Source organism: Neoalteromonas facilis (genome assembly GCF_002807665.1).
In the GTDB taxonomy this organism is placed as follows: domain Bacteria; phylum Pseudomonadota; class Gammaproteobacteria; order Enterobacterales; family Alteromonadaceae; genus Alteromonas_E; species Alteromonas_E facilis.
In genome coordinates this window covers 435,662-456,147 of sequence record NZ_PEAY01000003.1, presented here as the reverse complement: position 1 = coordinate 456,147, position 20,486 = coordinate 435,662, and the positions used below count along the sequence as shown (strand labels likewise).

The following is a 20,486-nucleotide window of genomic DNA, read 5'->3' as shown; positions in this document are numbered from 1 at the left end:
AGGAAGTCGCATCAGACTTCCTTTTTTTTTGCCTATGCTTTACTACTCCGTCATTTCCATGAATACTACTCACTAGGGTCAAAGTAAGAATGCGCATAAAATGATAAAAATCAGCGTTGTAGGCATGGGGTATGTCGGGTTAGTATCCGCAACTTGTCTGGCTAATGATGGCAATAAGGTTATCGGTGTTGATAATGATTCATCCAAGCTAAACCTTATCAAAGAAGGTCGTTCTCCAATTGTAGAAAAAGGCCTTGCTGAAATGCTTCAAAGAGAAGTCCTAGAAACTGCTAACCTAAGCGTAACCTCAGATCTTGAAGAGGCTGTAGAACAAACCGACATTTCATTTATATGTGTGGGAACGCCTTCAAACAAGCAAGGTGGTTTAGACTACATATACATTGAGCAGGTGTGCGAAGAGCTAGGCAAAGCATTAGTCCAAAAAGATGCCTATCACCTTATTGTCATCCGCAGCACCGTTTTACCCGGCACCTTAATAAACATCGTTAAACCCATCATAGAGAAGTCTTCAGGTTTAATTGCAGGTAAAGATTTTGGTCTTGCCTCCAACCCTGAATTTTTGCGTGAAGGGACAGCCATTCACGACTATCAAAATCCTCCGATGACGGTGATTGGAGCACTAGACGAACGCTCAGCTTTGACACTGGAAGAAGTCTATTCTGATACGCCTTGTGAATTAATACAGTTGCCAATTGAATCTGCTGAATTGGTTAAATACAGCTGCAATGCTTGGCATGCCACAAAGGTCGCATTCGCCAACGAAATAGGCAGTTTTGCCAAAGCATTCGGCGTTGATGGCCGCGAAGTTATGAATGTCTTATGTAAGGACAAGGTGTTAAACATATCTGAATACTACATGAAGCCTGGTTTCGCCTTTGGTGGTTCATGTTTACCGAAAGATTTACGTGCACTTGACCATGAAGCACGAGGACAGCATATTCAGCTTCCCCTACTGCACGCTGTGCTGGAAAGTAATCGCAAACATATCTACAAAGCCGTCAGTCATATACAGAAAATCGGCAAAACACGTATTGGTTTGCTCGGACTGAGCTTTAAAGCGGGAACCGATGACTTACGAGAAAGCCCTCTAGTAGAGCTAGCCAGTATATTGACGGGTAAAGGATACGATCTGCAGATATTTGATCCTAATTTGAATGCTAGTATTGGCCTGAATAGCGACTCCCAAGACTTCTCAAGGTATATCCCATTCCCTTACTTGTTGAGACTGTTAAGCCAAAACTTACAAGATGTAGTTGATTTCGCAGATCTAATTATTATCGGAAATCCAGAACAAGATTTTAAGAGCGTAATAGAGAATTTACCGCCAGATAAACAGCTTTTAGATTTGGCAGGATTAATGACCTCTACGAGCACAGAGAATCTTCAAGGTATATGTTGGTAAAAGAATGCTAAATACCGCTTGGACAACATTCATCGGCTGGCTGCTATGGTTTTCAATAGTAGGGATGCTTGCGCTCGCTGTTCCACCGGGTACTTTTATTGCCGATCACCCCAATTTTATTTTTATCATTGGTGCTTTAGGTATTTGGCGCTACAGCGTCGGGATCATGCACTACCTCCGCGGCATGATATTTCTCTACATCGTATTTCCTGGACAACGTAAGCGAGCGCTGAAAGCCATTGAGGAAACGCCGCCATCCCACATTTACCTGATGGTGACGAGTTTTCGGATTGACTCAATGACCACGGCTAAAGTGTATTCAGCTATCATAAAAGAAGCGATTGAGTGTGGTTATCCAAGTACCGTAGTTGCCTCAATTGTTGAAATGTCTGATGAAATCCTAATAAACAGTTTGTGGGACCAATATTCTCCGCCGCCACATGTTGCACTGAAAATTGTCCGTATCCCGGGCACAGGCAAACGTGACGGCCTCGCGAATGGTTTTAGGTGTATCGCTAAAGATTTACCGGATGAAACTGCACTAGTGGCTGTTATTGACGGTGATACCGAGCTCCAACCCGGCGTTATTGCTCGCAGTGCCCCCTACTTTTCGCTTTACCCAAAGGTTGGTGCTTTAACCACTAACGAAACCTGTCAAGTGTTAGGCTCTTATGTTATGAGTCAATGGCACAAACTACGCTTTGCTCAGCGTCATGTGAATATGTGCAGCATGAGTTTAGCTAAACGTGTGCTGACGCTCACAGGCCGTATGTCAGTGTTTAGAGCCTCTGTTGTCACACAAACCGATTTCATCAATGACGTTGAAAATGATCACTTGGATCATTGGCGCTTAGGTACATTCAAATTTTTAACCGGCGATGACAAGTCCAGTTGGTACTCACTTATGCGTCGAGGTTGGGATACCTATTATGTGCCTGATGCCACGATCCATACATGGGAGCACCCACCCGATAAGAACTTTTTCCGTGCCGCCAAACAATTGATGTTCCGATGGACGGGGAATTCTCTTCGACAAAATTATCGCGCTACACGTCTAGGCTTAAGACGTTTGGGCGTTTTAACCTATTATGTACTTTGGGATCAGCGGATCTCAATGTGGACCAGTTTAGTCGGCCTTACCGCTGCGATAGTGGGTGGACTGAAATATCACTTTGCAATATTGGTAATGTACTTATTGTGGATAGCCATGACGCGTACATTTGTCACATTCTTGCTTATTTTTTCTGGTCACAAAGTAGGCCCTATGTACCCCGCACTGCTCTATTTCAATCAGATATATGGTGCATTAGTAAAAGTCTATGTGACGTTTAGATTGGATCGCCAAAGTTGGACACGACAAAAAACCAAGAGCAAAGAAAGCGACGATCCTTTCCAAAAGAAATTTAATATTTACTCAACTCGACTTATGACATTTGGCGCATTTTGTTTGTTTTTCGCATTCATTTTGCGCCTGGTATAACGTTGCGATTATAAGGTAACAACATGAGCAATCAGTCAGATTCAAATAGCATGGTTCACGAGACGGAAACTCAGAGACGCCATTCTAGAGTTAAAATTCCAAGCAAATTAACCCTCAAAAGCCAAGACGCCGCTGACCAGCAATTTGAATTGCTTGATATCAGCGCCAGTGGCTTTGCGATTAAAGCCGATTCTCTGGAAATGCAAGCAGGTGATTTTGCTGAAGGGACGTTGACGTTTAAGTTTGACAGTCTGGAAATTGGTCTCGATGTGAAGTTTCAAATCGTGGCCAAATATGGCGACAAAGATGCTCGATATGGCTGTGAGTTCCATGAATTAGGGCGCGAAGAAATTTCTACGATCCGTACCATCATCACTAAATTCCTAAGTGGTGAGGTCACCAACGTCAATGATATCCTGACCACATTATCGCGTGAAAACTTTTCAAAGCAGCGCACGGATGTCAGCAAGGCGTTATCTGGTACTGATAAAGTGAAAGCCGTTATTTTTACCGGCATTTTCGTTTTCCTCAGTCTACTTGCCTTCAGCTACGTGATTTTTAATATTCATCAATCCTTCTTTGTTATAAAAGCCGACACAGCGGTCGTTTCTGCACAAACGAGTGTGGCGACTGCTCAAAGAGCGGGCAACATCACGTTGCAAGTAACTCCCGGTCAGAAGGTTGTCAAAGACCAGCCTCTTGCTGTTGTTGAATCACCCTTACTCGTTGACACCAGCAATGTAGCGGCGGCCGCAGGTATCGAAGATACAGCTCTGAACGAGCTACTTAACAAAACCGTTCCAAGCGTGATCAAAAGCCACTGTGATTGTGAAGTCGTTGAGTTGACGGTGAGCAATGGTCAATATGTCACGCAAGGCCAAACAATTGCGACATTCGGTGATGGTTCCACTTCCGCCGTCGTGCTTGCTCGATTCAAACACAGTGACCTAAGTGATATTGCTGTTGGCACTCAAGTGTTTATCTATTTAGAACCGGGTCAAGAACCCGTCAGCGGTGTCATTAATAAACTGGAAATTCCAGAAAATATTCGCCTAGAAGAACATAAGGTACACAGTGTATTGGCTACGATAATCCCTGCCGAGCATATTCCATTATCTTATTTAAGACGACCAGTTACCGTGAAAATCGGCGAACTCGATGCGCTCATGTAGTAAGAGTATAGGCCGTGAACATTAGAACATTGTCTGTCAAACATCGCTGTTTAAGTATTGCTGTAGCAGGAGCCCTCGCTTCTGCCTCTACTGCAGTGCAAGCTTATGACATAGAGCCTTGGGTGCGAGGCTCGGTAACATCACGAGACATTAGCCACCGACCCGGCAATACAGAGATTGATCAAGACAGCTGGTTGGCTGAAGCCAGAATTGGCGTCCGTGATACTCTGCCATCGCATTGGTCTTGGTTTGTTGACGTGCGAGCACTGGCGGCTAGCGACAATACGTTACTGCAAGACCAAGAGGCTGACATTATTCGTACCGATGGCAGCAGCGACTCTTATTATTTGCAGCTTCGAGAAGCATATATTCGCTATAGTGGATTAACTCGCTACCCCGAAGAGTACCTGCAAATTGGCCTACAAAGGTTATCTGATGACGATGGTTTATGGTGGGATGCCGATATAGAGTCCATTACTTGGCAAGGCAATACGACACAACTTGATTGGCTTGTTGCGTTTGGTAAAGAGTTTGACACTTACAGAACCGACGCCGAGTTGTTTGCGATAAATGATGATGTATTACGATTGTTTGCTAGCGCTGACTGGGATTGGACGGCGTATCACAGTGTCGGTATTTCATATATGAAGCAGGATCAAAGTACCGATTTAGATGCTACATATTTTGAAGACACCTCAATCGGGCGCAATGCAGATCTTGATTGGTATGGTGTTAAGCTCATGTCAAATTGGCGAGAGCGTCAAGCACCTCAGTCTTTCGCCTATAAAGTAGAATGGATATCGCAACAAGGAAGCTCGACCTATGTGCCAAGTACAGGTCAGCTAAGAAATATTGACGTGTCGGCAACAGCTCTAGATGCGGGGCTACGATACGACACAAAGCAATGGTCATTTGGAGTCACGCACACAAGAGGCTCAGGCGGGATCACTGGCAATGATTCATCTAATTTTAGTCAAAGCGGATTACATACGAATAGAGGCCGGTACTTCGGCGGTAGACAACGCTTAATTCGATTCAATGAAGCACTACGCGCTGACATTACCAACCTTACTCACTCGGCAATATTTGTTACCTGGCAGCCAAACGTGAATTGGGAAACCGTACTCCTGATTGGTGATTATCAAAAAACCGATAGTCAACACGACATATACTCATTAGGGCGAAGAATAGAAACTGTATCAGGGAGCTCAGATATAGGCATGAGCACCGATCTTAATGTGACCTACTACCCCAATGAAGGGCATCCATTTAATTTACACCTTTTGCGAGTTCGCATGGGCTATTTTGAACCCGGTGATGCGATGGTTAATGACAGCAGTGACTATCGAATAACCCTTGATGCTCAATTCTGGTTTTAGGTAACAACATGAGAGCGATTTTTATTATTGCACTGCTAGCTAGTCTCTCAATCAGCGCTAGTGCTGTTGAAGTCGAGTCAGTGAATATTCCCGTTGGCGCTAATATTCACCCGCAAGTACCTGATGAGCTCCTTGCATTGTCAGAGTCCTCAGCCCAGTCATCGACATCACGTGGCAAAAGCAGCCTCATTCGCCTCAGTGAAAGCAAAGATATTCTCAAAGCCATATATTCAGCCAACTTCGCACGCTTTGCTGATATGCAGAATCAGATCCCTTTGGGGATCTTAATTGAAGAGGGAGATGTTAGCCTTTCTAGATTGTCGAAACAGTTTCCCCAATGGGTAATCGCTGAGAACACGACGAACACCTATTTAGCAAAACTCCCCATTATTATTGATGTCGGCGCACAACTATCGCTTAATAACAACGATACGCTGAAACTATCCCAAAACCATGGCAGTTTCATTCATAATAGCGGCACGCTCAATATCATTGGTGCCAAGGTCTCCGGTTGGAACGAAACGAACAATCAGACGAGCAAATTCAATGGTGATCCTAGCCATTTTAGGCCTTTTATCATTGGCTTCGGTGGCAGTAAGACATACATATCAAACGCCCATATTGAGTCGTTAGGATATGATGAATCGTCTAGCTACGGGCTCACGATAAGAACAGCTACGGCTGCAGCATTGAACATGTTAAATGCTGCAGAGCGCAGCATCGCAGAAAGAGCACCGTCAATAATCATTAAAAACTCAACAGTCATGGATCTGTTTACCGGTATTTATCTCTCCGGCGCAAATAACAGTGCAATAGTGGACAACCGCTTTGAGGGTAACACCAGCAATGGGATCCATGTTCATCATGATTCGAGCTATATACTCATAAACCGTAACAGCGTGTTGGGAACCAAAAACAAGCACGGAATCGTCATTTCGAGCGGCGTGACAAATAGCTTTGTTACACGAAATTCAGTTCAAAATAATGCCAAATCAGGCATCGTCATTGATAAGTTGAGTATGCATAATCTCGTTGCATACAATGATATTAGCCACAACGGCAGCGATGGTATTTCTGTATACGAATCAGACAGTAATCGATTGTATGGAAACAGAAGCTATCAAAATGGTGGTCATGGCATTCGCGTTAGAAGTGCACAATCAACTCTGATACACCACAACATATTACTGGCGAATCAAGGCGCTGGTGTATACCTGCATTTAAAACATGCGAATGATAATGCTCCCCCTATTTCAAACAATTTTGTATGGGGAGAAATTATTGGTGGGTTAATGGTGGAGAATAGCAGCGGTGCTATTTACAGCGAACAAACCTTTGAACTTGTGATTGGCGAGATTCGTGCTGAAAACAATGGAAGTAGAGCATTTCGTGGTGATCTAGAACTGTTCGAGGCAGCAATTATTAATGCTTCTTGGCGGGATGGTACGGCCGCGAAAATTCTGAATAAGGATAGTCAATAATGCGATCTTATTTCCTTGTCCCGGGCATAAAAAAGGTCACACAAGCTTTGGGGCAGCTTTCCATAAATAAACGCCTACTGCTGGCGTCAATTTGTGTACTGAGCGGATGCGTCACCACAGCTGATACTCAAGTGGCCAGAACAGCGTTAAAAGACGAGCCAGCATTCAAACAGAATGAAGCATTGCAAGAGCTTACCTTTCTCGCAGACAAAGGATATCTTGATGCCCAACTCATTCTGGCGGAATATGCAGCTCAACGTGGTGAATTAACTGATTTCGACAAGATAGAAGCGTTATTCGAACAAATGATGCGGGTTTCAGATAGTTACCAAAAACGTTACTTAAACTGGCTATATAACCTTGCTAAGTTCAGTCCAGAGATCCAGCAAAAAGCAAATGATTTACTGTGGCAGCGCATGCGTACTCACGGTGATGTAGGACCACAATTAATGCGGTTGGGCGCCAGTACAGAGGATTCTACAGCTCCCGTTGTTGACGATATTTTGGCACTAATGGACGCACATGATCAGTCAAGCAGCTCGGATAAAATTAAAGTCTTAGCTGAATTAGAAGATTTGACTGATAAAGTTGAGCTAATGCTAGCGCTGTGTGAACCAAGCTCAGATGAAGCTTATTTGTGTTTGCGCAGCTTGGCCCGGCACGCTAAACGTCACCAGCCAGATACCCTAGCCGCCATGGCTGTAAAAATTAATCAAACCTATCTGCAAGGTCGGTTGGATGAACAAGAGATCATCAACTTACTGAAACTCATGGCTTCATCAAACGAACAAGTCGGTGCTGGCTCTCCACTGCTTGCCTATCAAGCAGCACAAAATGCAATTGAACAATCACCGTCGGTTTTTCTCGCCTACGCCGAGTACGAAATGAGCGGACAAGTGGTTTTCACAACAGACCAACTAGTGCAAGGTTTGACCTCAGTTGCTGAAAAACAGCCAGAAGCGAATGTGCTATTGGGTCGCTTGTTTATGGAAGGGCGCAGAAGCGTAGAATACCCAGAAAAAGCACTATCCTATTTAGAAAAAGCATTGCCTACCGCTGATGCATCATTCCACTTAGGCCGCTTATTGATTTCTGGAAAGCTGGGTTATGCTGTACTCCAAGAAGGTATCAATAAACTTTTATTAGCTGCTAGAAATGGCGAATATCGAGCTTATAGAGAATTGTTTCAACTTTTTGTGAACGGTGAAGGTATTAAACCCAACCCTCTCTACGCCCATGTTTTTGCCAAAGTATACGAACAAATGGGTTACACACTATCTGATTATGACCAACAACAATTATTAGTCAGCCAGCTTTCAACTGAAGATGCAGATAAAGTTCAAGACCTCGTTAATGAAGAACTAAACGCTATTGTGAGGTCGACAGATGCGTAGTTCAGGGCCATACAAGATATGGTCTGTGAGGTGAACAAGCATGGTATTCTCCTCTAGTATTTTTCTATTTTTTTTCCTGCCACTGTTTTTAGCTTGCTACTATTTAACACCTCTAAAATATCGTTCTCTCACCATTCTAGTCGGCAGCTATGCATTTTACGCATGGTGGAGAGTTGATTTTGTATTATTATTTTTTGCTGTAACCCTGTGGAACTACTATATCGGCAAAGCCATTTATAGCTCCCTTCTTCAGCATAAGGATAAGGCTAAAAAGGTCCTGACGATTGGCCTAATTGGAAACCTGTCAACGCTCGGCTACTTCAAATACGCCAATTTTGGCGTTGAAAACTTCAATAATTTATTAATTTCTATTGGCAGTGAGCCCTTATCGCTATCTCACGTGATCCTGCCAATTGGTATTTCATTTTATATTTTCCAAGCTATAAGTTACCTCATAGATGTCTATAGAGGTGATACCCCACCCTGTAAGCGTTTCATGGACTTTGCAGCTTTTATTGCCTTGTTCCCTCAGTTAATTGCTGGACCGGTATTACGCTATAAAGATTTGGCTGGCCAATTCCAAGACCGTATTCATGACTGGGGATTATTTTGTTCCGGGTGCTTTCTGTTCATGCAAGGGTTTGCTAAGAAAGTGCTCATTGCCGATTCTGTAGCTCCCCTCGCCGATGCAGCCTTTGCTGGACAAGCCATCACGATGCTGGACAATTGGATTGGTATTCTAGCTTACAGTATCCAACTCTATTTCGACTTTTCAGGGTATAGCGATATGGCCATTGGGCTTGGCTTAATGATGGGATTTCGTTTTATACAGAACTTCAATCAGCCCTACATTAGTCAAAGCATCACTGAATTCTGGCGGCGCTGGCACATTAGTCTTTCGACATGGTTAAGAGACTATTTGTATATATCCCTAGGTGGAAATCGTAATGGTACGATAATGACCTATCGCAACCTATTCCTCACGATGCTATTGGGAGGATTATGGCATGGTGCTAATTGGACTTTCATCGTATGGGGAGCATGGCACGGCGCTTTACTCGCCATTGAACGTTTTACGGGGCTATCGAATTACACAGGGTTCTCGTTTATCCGTTGGGGCATTACGTTAGTTGCCGTCATGATTGGTTGGGTATTTTTTAGAGCAGAATCAGTCACTGACGCTGTTGATATGATTGCAGCGATGTTTACATTTGATAGCTCAGGCATAAGCACTGTTTTTGCCGTTGATCTGAACAAATGGGCTCTCGCAATGTTGTTAAGTGGTATTGCGATTATACTAGTGCAAGGCTTACGTCAGCACAGCGACCTGATTGAGAGCATGCTCAGCGCTGAAGGTGTCAGAAGGTTTTCAGTTTTATTAAAGGCCCCAGTTTTTCTGCTCGCACTAACCAGTTTAGTTGCTTCTGATTATTCACCATTCTTATATTTTCAATTTTGAGTGAGCCATGATGAAGCATAAAACCACAATCACTATATTCTTCATATTGCTGCTCAGTTTGACTGGCATTACAACCGCCATACGCGTATCACTGCCGCTTTCATATTCCTTAGATGACATATTAACCGGCGTTGCAACAACTGAAATTGAGCATGCGTTAACACAACAAATCCCCTTTAAGGAAATTGTCACTCAGGCCTGGGCTCGTGCTAATTTTGCTTTATTCAATGAAGGCAAATCCGGTGTAATTGTAGGGCAGAACGGATGGCTATTCAGCCGAGAAGAATACTTCTGGCCCTATAGTGCCGAAAACAATATCAACGCCAACCTTCAATTTGTGCAACACATTCAACAGCAATTGTCAGCGATAGATATGCAGCTTGCCGTGATCCTGCTCCCTGAAAAGGTTTCAATTTATGCAGAATATGCGGCTATCAGCAGTCCACTTTCACAAAACAACCTCTATGAACAGGTTGCTCAGACACTAACAGAGTCGTCCATACAGGTCATTTCTGGCAAAGAAGCGTTAACCAAGCCTCTTTCTCAGCAACAAACATTTTTAAAAACAGACACGCATTGGACCCCGTTTGGGGCCCAATCTGTGGCAAATGAAGCTGCCAAAAGGCTGCCTTCATGGCATGGGGATCAAGTATTTACTACCGAGCTTAGCCAAACGGAGTCTGTTCTGGGTGACTTACTGAACTTCATACCCGCCGGCGACAAGTGGCTAAAAACAAGGTTCACGCCTGATGAGATCAATATTAACGTGACTAGCCTAGCGGCGGCTGAATTCGACTCTCTGTTTGACGATGCCGCTCCAATATCAACTGCACTCGTTGGCACGAGCTATAGCGCTGATGCTCGCTGGAATTTTCATGGTTACTTACAACAGGCACTTGAGCTAGAGATCATTAATTACGCTAAATCCGGTGATGGTCCTTTTACACCGATGCACAACCTTATCAATACGAATGAATTGCAAGCTCAAGGAATTACACATATCTTGTGGGAAATTCCTGTAAGATATTTTATTCAAGAATTACCCACTGCGATTTCGGTAGAGTCAGATTATGAGAAGCTTTAAACCTACAATCCACGTTATTTTCTTAGTCTTGGCATCCTTAATCAGCCTGCGTGCAGCAGCCGAGGATGAAGCGCTATATGGGAAGGCCCCACCACCCGATGCAGTATTTTTCCGCGTATTAAATCTTTCAAATCAGGTATTGGATGTACAGCTTGCTGGATTGAGCATGATCAAGCTTGAGCAACAAGCTTTATCACCCTATGGATTTGCTTCTGCCGGAAAAGCCTCATTGTTGTTGAATAACACACCGTTATCGCTCCCCGGTGCAGCGAACAGCCAGTACACTCTAGTATGGAAAGGGCCAACGTCTGCGGTCCAAGTATTCGAAGAAACCCCTTTTAACAACAAACGGCAGGCAAGAATCGCCTTATACAATCTCACTGATATACAAACCATCACATTAAAAACAATAGATGGAAAACATGTGATAATAGAAGGCGCCTCACAACCAGCTGTCGCTAAGCGCGATGTAAAGGCCATAAAAATTGCTACTGCTGTACACAGTAGCAGTGAGCAAATTGCAACGTCAGAGCCGTTAATGTTAGTAAGAGACGCAGTAACAAGCATTTTTGCAATACAGTCCTCCGACACCATTTCGTTACTTGTTACACAGAGCGACCAATGAGTATTCTTAAAGTCTTTTTGCTGATAGCCTCGCTTACATTTTCAACCCTTGTGTTGGCAAATCCACCTACCTACAAGATAGAGGAATTTGCCAAAACCTGTGATGCTATTCATGATGAAGCCAATTACAACACTGAGTTTTTGCGTAAACATTGGCGCATATTAGAGGGGCAAGGTAATTGGCTTGCCAACACACAAATGGATTTCCCTGATTATGACAGAATAATTAGTAAGGAATCTGTTGAAGAGCTAAATCGCCTAAAAGAGCTATTAGGTCAATATAACACCCAATTAATGATTGCCTATTTACCCGCAAGGGGATTGGTATATCCCACCGAATTAAGTGCCGATACTGCACAATTTGATGTAAGTATCGCGAGAAAAAAATACATATCGATATTACAGACCTTGCGTAAGAGCGAAGTTTTGGTACCTAACCTGGAAGCTTTACTTAATTACAAAGAAAAAGCCCCATTGTTTTTCGAGAAAGACCTTCACTGGTCCAATGAAGGCGCTCGAGAGACTGCTCGCTTAATCTCAGAACAACTGAAAACATTAGATTTCTATGACTCTTCACCTTCGAAAAAATACGAAACCACCTATAATGGAGTTGTTGAAAATGATGAGAAAATAAAAAAAGCGGTCGCTGAAATTTGTGGTTTTACCTTTGCCCCCACATATTCAAAGACATACATAACGACTGAGCGTTTAACACAAAGTGATACTTCTTTCGACATTTTTGACGAAGTCACCGATGAAATTGTTCTACTTGGAACAAGTTTCTCTGCCTTAACTCAATTCAATTTTATTGGATACCTGCAAGAGTATTCAAATACTTCAGTATCAAACTACTCTTTGAGTGGTGGTGGTTTAATTGGCTCTTGGGTCGACTACCTTAAATCAGGTGATTTTCACACTCAGCCGCCCAAATTGATTATTTGGGAAGTTCCTGGGTGGAGAGATTTTGAACCTCGTTTTTTTCATACGTTTATGCCACTTTTCTTTGATACATGCGCTAATGAAGATACGGAGTTAAGCGCATCAAACCTCTTGGCGCGCCCCCAAATACCACTTAACAATGCTCTTTTCAGCGCAACGGGAACGAAAGCCACAGCACAAAATTTAATGGTAAAGGTGCAAGCAGAATCACCCCATGTAAGGTCGTTACAAACTCGTGTATGGTTCAAGAATGGTAGTAGTCGAACGTATACACTTCGGCATGCTTCCAGAACCAAAAGTGACGGACAATTCCAAATGCTGCTGGGCAAAAACCACAACTACCCCAACGAAAAGGTTATTGGTGTCGATATAGAAGATATTCAATTCTATGAATCGGCTGGTGAAAACCCAGAAGCTCGTCTAGCAATAAAGCTTTGTAAGAGCGCCATTCCTTACAGTGACTGAGCGTAAATGTATTGGGTAAAGGTCTTTCGCCTACTACCTTATATCTTAGCCTTGGTATTGATATACGCTGTTACAGGCTGCAAGCCCAACCCTGTCAGTCAGGCGCTCCCTGAACATCTGCTCGCTCCGCCAAGTTTTTATAAGCCGACAACATTCAATCGCGAAGAGCAACCTACAAATTGCATGACGTTCCCTCCGTATACAGAGCGATTAAACTTTCCCAGTCGCTATGCCGGGAGCGGATCCAAAAGGGATCAGGTAAACCCAGAGAGTACCCAAATATATTTAGAGAAAACCAAACCTATCTATGACTTTACACAGTGGATAGCCAACACATCAGATGCGTTATATAGCGGCAAAAGTAGTGCGTACGAATACACCTGTCTTATTAATAATTTGCACGCTTGGGCTCAGGTGAATGCGCTTTTGAATATTGCAGACAAAACCGGAACGGCCGTTAGAAAATGGTCTCTGGCAGCACTTTCGAGTAATTACTTTAAACTGATGGGACTGCACAAGACTGATCAAGCATTAATCAATAAGCGAAATGATATTGAGAAATGGTTATATACTCTCGCATGGCAGGTTAAATCAGATTACACCGAACGCGATCCCAAAAGGGTCAATAACCACGATTATTGGGCAGCTTGGGCTGTCATCGTCACAAGTGTATTGTCACAAGATAAAAAATTGTATGAATGGGCCGAAGGTGTTTTTGACGATGCCATGAACAGAATTGATGACGACGGATTCATATCAACAGAATTACGACGAGGCTCACGTGCTGCCCATTATCACAATTTTGCACTAGCCCCACTAACAGCAATGGCTGCTTTTATAAATGCTAACAATCGCTTGTCTCAAGATGCCTCTAAAAAAATTACCCTAGCCGTTGAAATCGCTTTAACAACCCTCAACTCAACTGCTGCATTTGAACAAGAAACCGGTGAAAACCAGGTCGATCCGCAATTACAGCGAAGCGGACGATTAGCTTGGTTACCCATTTATTTATCTTTTGCGCCAGATAAAAACTCTCTTGCTCTTCAACACCCTACTACGCAAAGCGGTAATTCTCGTTTAGGCGGCGATACATACGCTCTGTACATGCCAGATCTCAGCCCTATAGAGAGTGGCAAACCGCTATAAATACATATTCAAAACGTTTAGATATTATAAAATTCAAACATTTACGTTCTCTTCCAAAGATGAATTCAGCGGTAAAAGTGGTTAAATCCGTTTAATTTTTAGACTCTTTTTTAATTATATTTGAGCTTTTAAAGCAAAAAAGCATATAGGATTCATATTTAATCAATAATTTCAAATACTTACAATTATTACAGACTGTTAACATATTGTTTTACCTAGCTTTTACGCTACGCATACAAACATACAACAACATTTCTTTGGTTTATGCGGCATAAGTAAAGTGCCTGGTGCGCGGTGCACCAGTGTTACCCTTATGAGGAAACAATTATGAAATCAGTACTCTCAACGTTAACCCTAACAACGGTATTAGCATGCTCAACACTTACAGGCAATGCCCGAGCACACACAAACGAAACCGAAGTAGCAAAGCCGCTTAGATTTATCGGTGATGTTCGCTATGCAGGCTTTTGTAAAGCGGTCATTGAAGATAATGTTACATCCATAAAGCGCCATGCTCGTCTCAACGTCGGTGAAGTGGCACCTAGCCGCCAAGAAGTATTGCGAGCGGTATCTGCTGACAACGGTGTAACCTGCAATGGCAAGACGCTAATTGAGTTCTCGCTGGAAAAAAATGCAACTGAGGTGTACTCGTTTCTAGTTGCCCAGCGTTAATTCAAAATGCAGTTCCATTTATCTTTCATCCACGTAGTCAAGGGCGAGTGCGATACTCGCCCTTAGTTTTGTTTCGATATCGCAAACTCTATACTAGCCTTTTAAACCGATTACGCTTAGATTGAAAGGAATTCGACGTCGGTATTTAGTTACCTACATCACTTAGAGTATGAGTAATGGAACAGATAACATCTTTGCTAACGGAGCTACAGCAAACCGCTGAAGCCGCAATCAACAGCCCTCACTTTGTTTTACAGCTGAGCACTATTGTCGGCATTTATCTTTTTGCCTTTTTGTTTGCGCGGCGGATCACCAGCAAAGTAGCGCTATTTAATCTGGAACCCGAAGAAGGTACTCATACACTGCAGTGGATCGGGTATAAATTAGGTAGCTTAGTGTTTCCACTCAGCGCGATTATTTTGCTCAAACTCTCTACCGTTCTGAGTCATCAGTTCCACCTATCTGGATGGCTGCTGCAAGCTGCACTCACAATCGCCGTCATTTTGGTTTTGAATTCCTTTATCAGAGCATTCGTTGCCAGTGGCACAGTTGCGACATTTATGCGCTGGATAGGTTTACCGATTGTCTTTTTCCATATGATCGGGGTTTTGCCGGACATTATTGAAGCGCTGTCAGAAATACGATTCTCTGTAGGCAACATTGATATATCTGCCTATGGCGTTGCACGCGTCATTATATTTGGCTCGTTACTGTTCTGGCTTGGCAGAGCATCCAATGTTGTCGGTAAGGACATTATTCGCAACCACAAATCGCTGGATGTCAGCACCAAAGAAGTGTTCGCCAAAATGTTTGAGGTTGCACTCTTCTGTGTGATTTTCGTCTTGCTGCTCAACATTATGGGTATCAATCTCACAGCACTTGCAGTATTTGGTGGTGCGGTAGGTGTAGGCTTGGGGTTAGGTTTACAGTCCATCGCCTCAAACTTCATATCAGGCATTATAATCTTGTTGGATCGTTCACTGACCGTAGGCGATTTTGTTGAACTGGATGACGGTAGCAAAGGTTTCGTGCGTGAATTTAAAATGCGTTATGCCGTGCTTGAAACCTATGACGGCAAAGACATATTGGTGCCCAATGAAAAGTTTATTAATTCATTGCTGATCAACTGGACTCACAAAGATCCCAAACAACGCTATCGCATCGATTTTTCAGTCGCCTATCACACTGACATTCGCGCCATGGTTGATATTGTCAAAGAAGCTGTGGCGCAACATCCTCAGGTGATCAGTGGTGAAGAAGTCCCCTTTGAAGAGCGTCCTGATTGTGAAATTGACAGCTTTGGCGATTCAGGCGTTAACATGTTTGTCGAATTTTGGATGTATGGCATAGATGACGGCAAAAATCGTGTAGGTGGCGACTTATTGTTGATCGTATTTGAAACACTACGTGAGCATGGTATCGAAATTCCATTCCCACAACGTGAAGTTCGAATGTTGGAACCAAAAGCCAAGTGAAAGGACGACTCAGAATGCCTGTATTAGCCATGTTCAGTTAATACAGGCTATATCTGCAGAAACCGAGCCATCGAATAATTCTGTCAATTGACCAAACAATCGCGACTTTTAACTGACATTGTGACAAATTAACATCCTTGAAAACGTTCTAGCTCACGATACTGTCATGCCTCAATTGAACAACTTAGCTTTGCTCGAAGCTGAAGCCATATATATTCTGCGAGAAGTAGCTGCGTCATTCGAAAAGCCTTGTATGTTCTACTCTATAGGGAAAGACTCTACCGTAATGCTACATTTAGCACGCAAGGCCTTCTACCCTGCTAAAGTTCCTTTCACGCTTCTACATGTGGACACCACTTGGGAGTTCGGAGAAATGGGGCAATTCCGAGATGCGCTAAAAGACAAACACGGTCTCGATATTATTGTTCATGTCAACCAAGAAGCCCTTGCCGTGGGGATCCACCCGATTGCCTCGGGGTCTGTTAAATACAACGATTTCATGAAAACCATTGCGTTGAAACAAGCCTTGGATACCCACAAATTTGATGCTGCACTCGGTGGTGCTCGTCGAGACGAAGAAAAATCCAGGGCTAAAGAACGCGTTTTTTCAATTCGAAATGCCAATCATCAATGGGACCCCAAACAGCAAAGACCAGAGCTGTGGTCCACATACAACACACAAATCAACCAAGGCGAATCAGTCAGAGTCTTCCCACTTTCAAACTGGACAGAATTAGATATTTGGCTCTACATATTGCAGGAGCGTATTGATATCGTACCGCTTTATTTCGCAAAACCACGTTTAAGTTGGATAGATGACGAAAGCCAACAAATTCTTGCCTTAGATGATGAACGCATGCTGCCGTACTTGTCTGACACGGAAAAGCAAAGCCTACAAGAACGTTGGATTAGATTCCGGACCTTAGGCTGTTACCCGCAAACGGGGGCGACACTTAGTCATGCAGACACGCTGGAAGCTATCGTCGCAGAAATGATTGTAAGCAAAACGAGTGAACGAGAAGGTCGCTTGCTAGACAAAGATCAGACCGGCTCAATGGAAAAGAAAAAGCGTGAAGGCTACTTCTAATCATACAAAGGACACTGGGTTAACACTTTTATTTGTCCAGTATCTGACGAGAAAAAATCACCTTTTAAGTTTGATCCGCTCACATAAATGAGCACAGTTACTGAAGGTCTACGTTGGGTATAGTCACTAGACGTATAGCTGTATACTCAACGTGAACACCAACCATTATTGCCGGTAACTCACCCGATAGAAAATACTGTAAAACACGGGTACAGCAATCAGTGTCAGCACTGTAGCAAATGCGAGTCCGCCCATTATTGTCACCGACATATCAGCGAAAAACGCATCAGACAACAATGGCGCCATTCCTAAAATGGTGGTTATTGCAGCCAATGCTACAGGCCGTAACCTTGATGCACTGGCAGTAAGAATGGCAATATTCGGCGCGCGCCCTTCAGCGATCTGCAAATCTATCTCTTCTAACAGCACAATGGCATTCTTTATCAACATACCAAACAAGCTCAAGAAACCTAGCAAGGACATAAAGCCAAACGGCATATCAGTAGCAAGCAGCCCGCTCACAACACCAACTGCTGCCATCGGCACGATCAACCAAATAATCAATGGCTGTCGTACCCGACCAAACAACAACACTGAAATCAACAACATGACCAAGAACCCGACCGGAAGACCAGTACCCAATGCCTGCTGTGCATCTCGAGAGGACTCGTATTCGCCGCCCCACTCCAATGAATATCCATCAGGTAATGGAATCGCCTCAATGCGAGGCTGAATACGTGCAAACGCTTTTCCTGCAGTTTCATTGAAACCAGGCTCTGCCAATACTGTTATGGTTCTTAATCGATTACGGCGGTGAATTTGCGTTTCTTCATTGACTAATTCGAGCCCCTCAGACACCTGATGGAAGGGGATATATTCTCGCTGTCCTGAACTCCATACCTGGCTATTCTCTATTGCATCGACCTCAGGTACATTGAGTCCTGCCATCTTTGCGCGGATAGAATAGCTATAGTCACCATCCTGTAAACGCCCCAACTCAACACCTATCGATGCATACTGAATGGCTTGGGTAAAATCTGTGCGTGAAACACCCGCGATCCCGGCATTAAACGCATCGAAATGCGCATTTAGCGCCATACCTTTCTCTCGCCAGTTATGACGAATATCGCGGATCTGCCCATCTTGTAACATAACGGCTTCCGCCTTAGCGGCCAACTCTCTTAGCACCTCAGTATTAGGGCCAGAAAAACGAGCGGCTATCTTAGCACCACCACCCGGTCCGAATTGCATCCGCTCGGTATAAAAATGCGCATCCAAGTCAACATTGGACAAACGAGCAGATAAGTCCTTTATTAAACCGTCAATCTGATCACGTGACTCCATCTTGACGAGGAAGAAACCGTAGCTTTCATTGGGCTGCTGCGGGCCATACGTTAGGGTAAAACGATCGGCACCACGACCGATAAAACTGGTTACTGACACTACATTTTCGCTATCAAGAAGTAGAGACTCAGCTTTTGCCACAACATCTGCTGTTTGTCGTATGTCCTGGGATTGCGGGCCCCAGTAGTGCACAAAAAACAGTGGTGCATTGGATGCCGGGAAGAAGCCCTGCTTAACCATACCAAAGCCGGCATAAGCCACCAAAGTAATCGCCAGCAGTACTGCAACGGTAAGCCAACGTAATTTCAGCGCTGCCGAGAGCACTTTTAAATACCCGGTATATACGACGCCATTACTGGTATCAGACTCTTCTTCAGTACCTACTTTGTAGAAATACTTACCAAATAACGGCACAACGGTCGCCGCAAGCACCCAGCTCAGTAGTAAAGAAACCATAACAACGGCAAACAATGAATACAAAAACTCACCTGTTGCATCATCTGACAATCCGATGCCGGAGAATGCCGCAATGCCAATAACCGTGGCGCCAAGCAATGGCCATTGGGTGCGCTTGACGATAAAGCTAGCCGCTTCAATCGCAGACTTACCTTGACGCATACGCAGCATCATACCTTCAGCCACTACAATCGCATTGTCGACTAACATGCCCATGGCGATAACCATTGCGCCTAAGGAAATCCGCTCCAGCTGCAAACCCATTAACCACATCAGCAACACGGTGCCCATAACCGTGATAAGCAATACAGAGCCAACTACCATGCCACTACGCCAACCCATAAATGCCATTAAGGTGAGCGTTACCACGGTAACTGACAAAATGAGGTTATTGATAAACCCTTGTACCGATTCGTCTACCAGTGCAGCTTGATCATATATGGGCGCCAGCGTGATGCCAGCCGGCAATTCATTGAGTAATTGCCCAACTTTGGCGTTTACCCGCTCACCAACCTCTACAATATTGACATCATTCAAAGCTGACACGGCCAACGTAATCGCTTCATGTCCTTGGTACCTAATCAGCACCGGTTGAATGTCGAGAGGCTCAAAACGCAGTTCCGCTACATCTCGAATTTTAATAGAACGGCTAGTACCGGGAACCACCAAAGACAAGTTATATATTTCATCCAATCGGTCGACAGGATTCTCTACCAGCAAACGCACTTTTTGCCCCTCAACCTGAATACGTCCGCCATTAAACGGTTTTAGGTTGTCCGCTAATAGATTGGTCAAATCAGGAAAAGAAATACCAAAACCGGCCAACTCAAACGGGTTAATATAGGCAACTAGCTGTTCTTGACGTACACCACTTACTTGAACCTTCGCAACCCCTTCAGTCACTAAAAGTTCTCGCCTGATTATGCGAGCAAATTCGCGCAGTTCATTTGGCGAAAATTCTGGCGCACTTAGGGCGTAGTACATGCCATAAACATCACCAAAATCATCATACACATTGGGTGTTCGCGCACCGACCGGCAGGTTCTTCTCGACATCACGCAGGCGTTTCCTCAATTCATCCCAGATCTGCGGAAGCACATCCGAATCGAAAGTAGACTTCACCTCTACAGTGATTTCCGATACCCCTGGTTTAGAAATTGACTCCAATTGATGCAATTGCGACATTTGCTGAATGGCTATTTCGAGAGGCTCGGTGATTTCATGCTCAACCTTTTCAGCACTGGCCCCCGGAAATTGCGTTACCACTTGCACTTGTTTGATGGTAAATGCGGGATCTTCCAAGCGTCCAATAGAGCCGAGTGCAAATATCCCCCCCACTAACAGAACCAAAATCATTAGCCAAACATTAACCGGATTTTTAATAGAGTAGCGCGCGATATCCATTC

General features: G+C 43.9%; 15 protein-coding genes. 14 read left to right on the top strand and 1 reads right to left on the bottom strand.

Annotated elements, in window-relative coordinates:
- Window positions 1–100: 100 nt before the first annotated feature.
- The 14 genes from CSH93_RS10380 to cysD all read left to right on the top strand — a co-directional run bounded on the left by CSH93_RS10380 (window position 101) and on the right by cysD (window position 17,280).
- Complete coding sequence (locus CSH93_RS10380; RefSeq protein ID WP_240615571.1) at window positions 101–1,423, top strand: nucleotide sugar dehydrogenase; 1,323 nt, start codon at window positions 101–103, stop codon at window positions 1,421–1,423.
- Window positions 1,424–1,427: 4 nt separating this feature from the next.
- On the top strand, window positions 1,428–2,903 hold the full coding sequence (locus tag CSH93_RS10375) for a glycosyltransferase family 2 protein (protein WP_100643166.1): 1,476 nt from the start codon (window positions 1,428–1,430) through the stop codon (window positions 2,901–2,903).
- A 23-nt stretch (window positions 2,904–2,926) separates the two neighbouring features.
- Window positions 2,927–4,075: a PilZ domain-containing protein gene (locus CSH93_RS10370; protein ID WP_100643165.1), complete on the top strand. Its 1,149-nt coding sequence runs from the start codon at window positions 2,927–2,929 to the stop codon at window positions 4,073–4,075.
- 14 nt (window positions 4,076–4,089) lie between these two features.
- Window positions 4,090–5,454, top strand: coding sequence for an alginate export family protein (locus CSH93_RS10365; RefSeq protein WP_100643164.1), 1,365 nt, complete (start codon window positions 4,090–4,092; stop codon window positions 5,452–5,454).
- 8 nt (window positions 5,455–5,462) lie between these two features.
- Window positions 5,463–6,935, top strand: a complete 1,473-nt coding sequence (locus CSH93_RS10360; RefSeq protein ID WP_100643163.1) for a right-handed parallel beta-helix repeat-containing protein — start codon at window positions 5,463–5,465, stop codon at window positions 6,933–6,935.
- Window positions 6,935–8,329 (top strand): SEL1-like repeat protein, encoded by a 1,395-nt coding sequence (locus CSH93_RS10355; protein WP_100643162.1) that lies wholly within the window; start codon window positions 6,935–6,937, stop codon window positions 8,327–8,329. The genes CSH93_RS10360 and CSH93_RS10355 overlap by 1 nt, the downstream gene beginning before the upstream one ends.
- A 40-nt stretch (window positions 8,330–8,369) precedes the next feature.
- The gene (locus tag CSH93_RS10350; protein ID WP_100643161.1) at window positions 8,370–9,788 is read left to right on the top strand and encodes an MBOAT family O-acyltransferase; all 1,419 of its coding nucleotides are present in this window, start codon (window positions 8,370–8,372) and stop codon (window positions 9,786–9,788) included.
- Window positions 9,789–9,795: 7 nt separating this feature from the next.
- Window positions 9,796–10,872: an alginate O-acetyltransferase AlgX-related protein gene (locus CSH93_RS10345; protein WP_100643160.1), complete on the top strand. Its 1,077-nt coding sequence runs from the start codon at window positions 9,796–9,798 to the stop codon at window positions 10,870–10,872.
- Window positions 10,859–11,497 (top strand): alginate O-acetyltransferase AlgF, encoded by a 639-nt coding sequence (locus CSH93_RS10340; RefSeq protein ID WP_100643159.1) that lies wholly within the window; start codon window positions 10,859–10,861, stop codon window positions 11,495–11,497. Before CSH93_RS10345 ends, CSH93_RS10340 begins: the two co-directional genes overlap by 14 nt.
- On the top strand, window positions 11,494–12,900 hold the full coding sequence (locus CSH93_RS10335) for an alginate O-acetyltransferase AlgX-related protein (protein ID WP_100643158.1): 1,407 nt from the start codon (window positions 11,494–11,496) through the stop codon (window positions 12,898–12,900). Before CSH93_RS10340 ends, CSH93_RS10335 begins: the two co-directional genes overlap by 4 nt.
- A 6-nt stretch (window positions 12,901–12,906) precedes the next feature.
- Window positions 12,907–14,046, top strand: coding sequence for an alginate lyase family protein (locus tag CSH93_RS10330; RefSeq protein WP_100643157.1), 1,140 nt, complete (start codon window positions 12,907–12,909; stop codon window positions 14,044–14,046).
- 327 nt (window positions 14,047–14,373) lie between these two features.
- Window positions 14,374–14,718, top strand: coding sequence for a DUF3718 domain-containing protein (locus CSH93_RS10325; protein WP_100643156.1), 345 nt, complete (start codon window positions 14,374–14,376; stop codon window positions 14,716–14,718).
- 176 nt (window positions 14,719–14,894) lie between these two features.
- Complete coding sequence (locus tag CSH93_RS10320) at window positions 14,895–16,193, top strand: mechanosensitive ion channel family protein (RefSeq protein ID WP_100643155.1); 1,299 nt, start codon at window positions 14,895–14,897, stop codon at window positions 16,191–16,193.
- 166 nt (window positions 16,194–16,359) lie between these two features.
- Entirely contained in the window at window positions 16,360–17,280 is a 921-nt protein-coding gene (cysD, locus tag CSH93_RS10315; RefSeq protein WP_100643154.1) for a sulfate adenylyltransferase subunit CysD, read from the top strand.
- A 165-nt stretch (window positions 17,281–17,445) separates the two neighbouring features.
- On the opposite strand, the gene CSH93_RS10310 is transcribed toward cysD, so the two are convergent.
- Entirely contained in the window at window positions 17,446–20,484 is a 3,039-nt protein-coding gene (locus tag CSH93_RS10310) for an efflux RND transporter permease subunit (protein ID WP_100643153.1), read from the bottom strand.
- Between the last annotated feature and the right edge of the window lie 2 nt (window positions 20,485–20,486).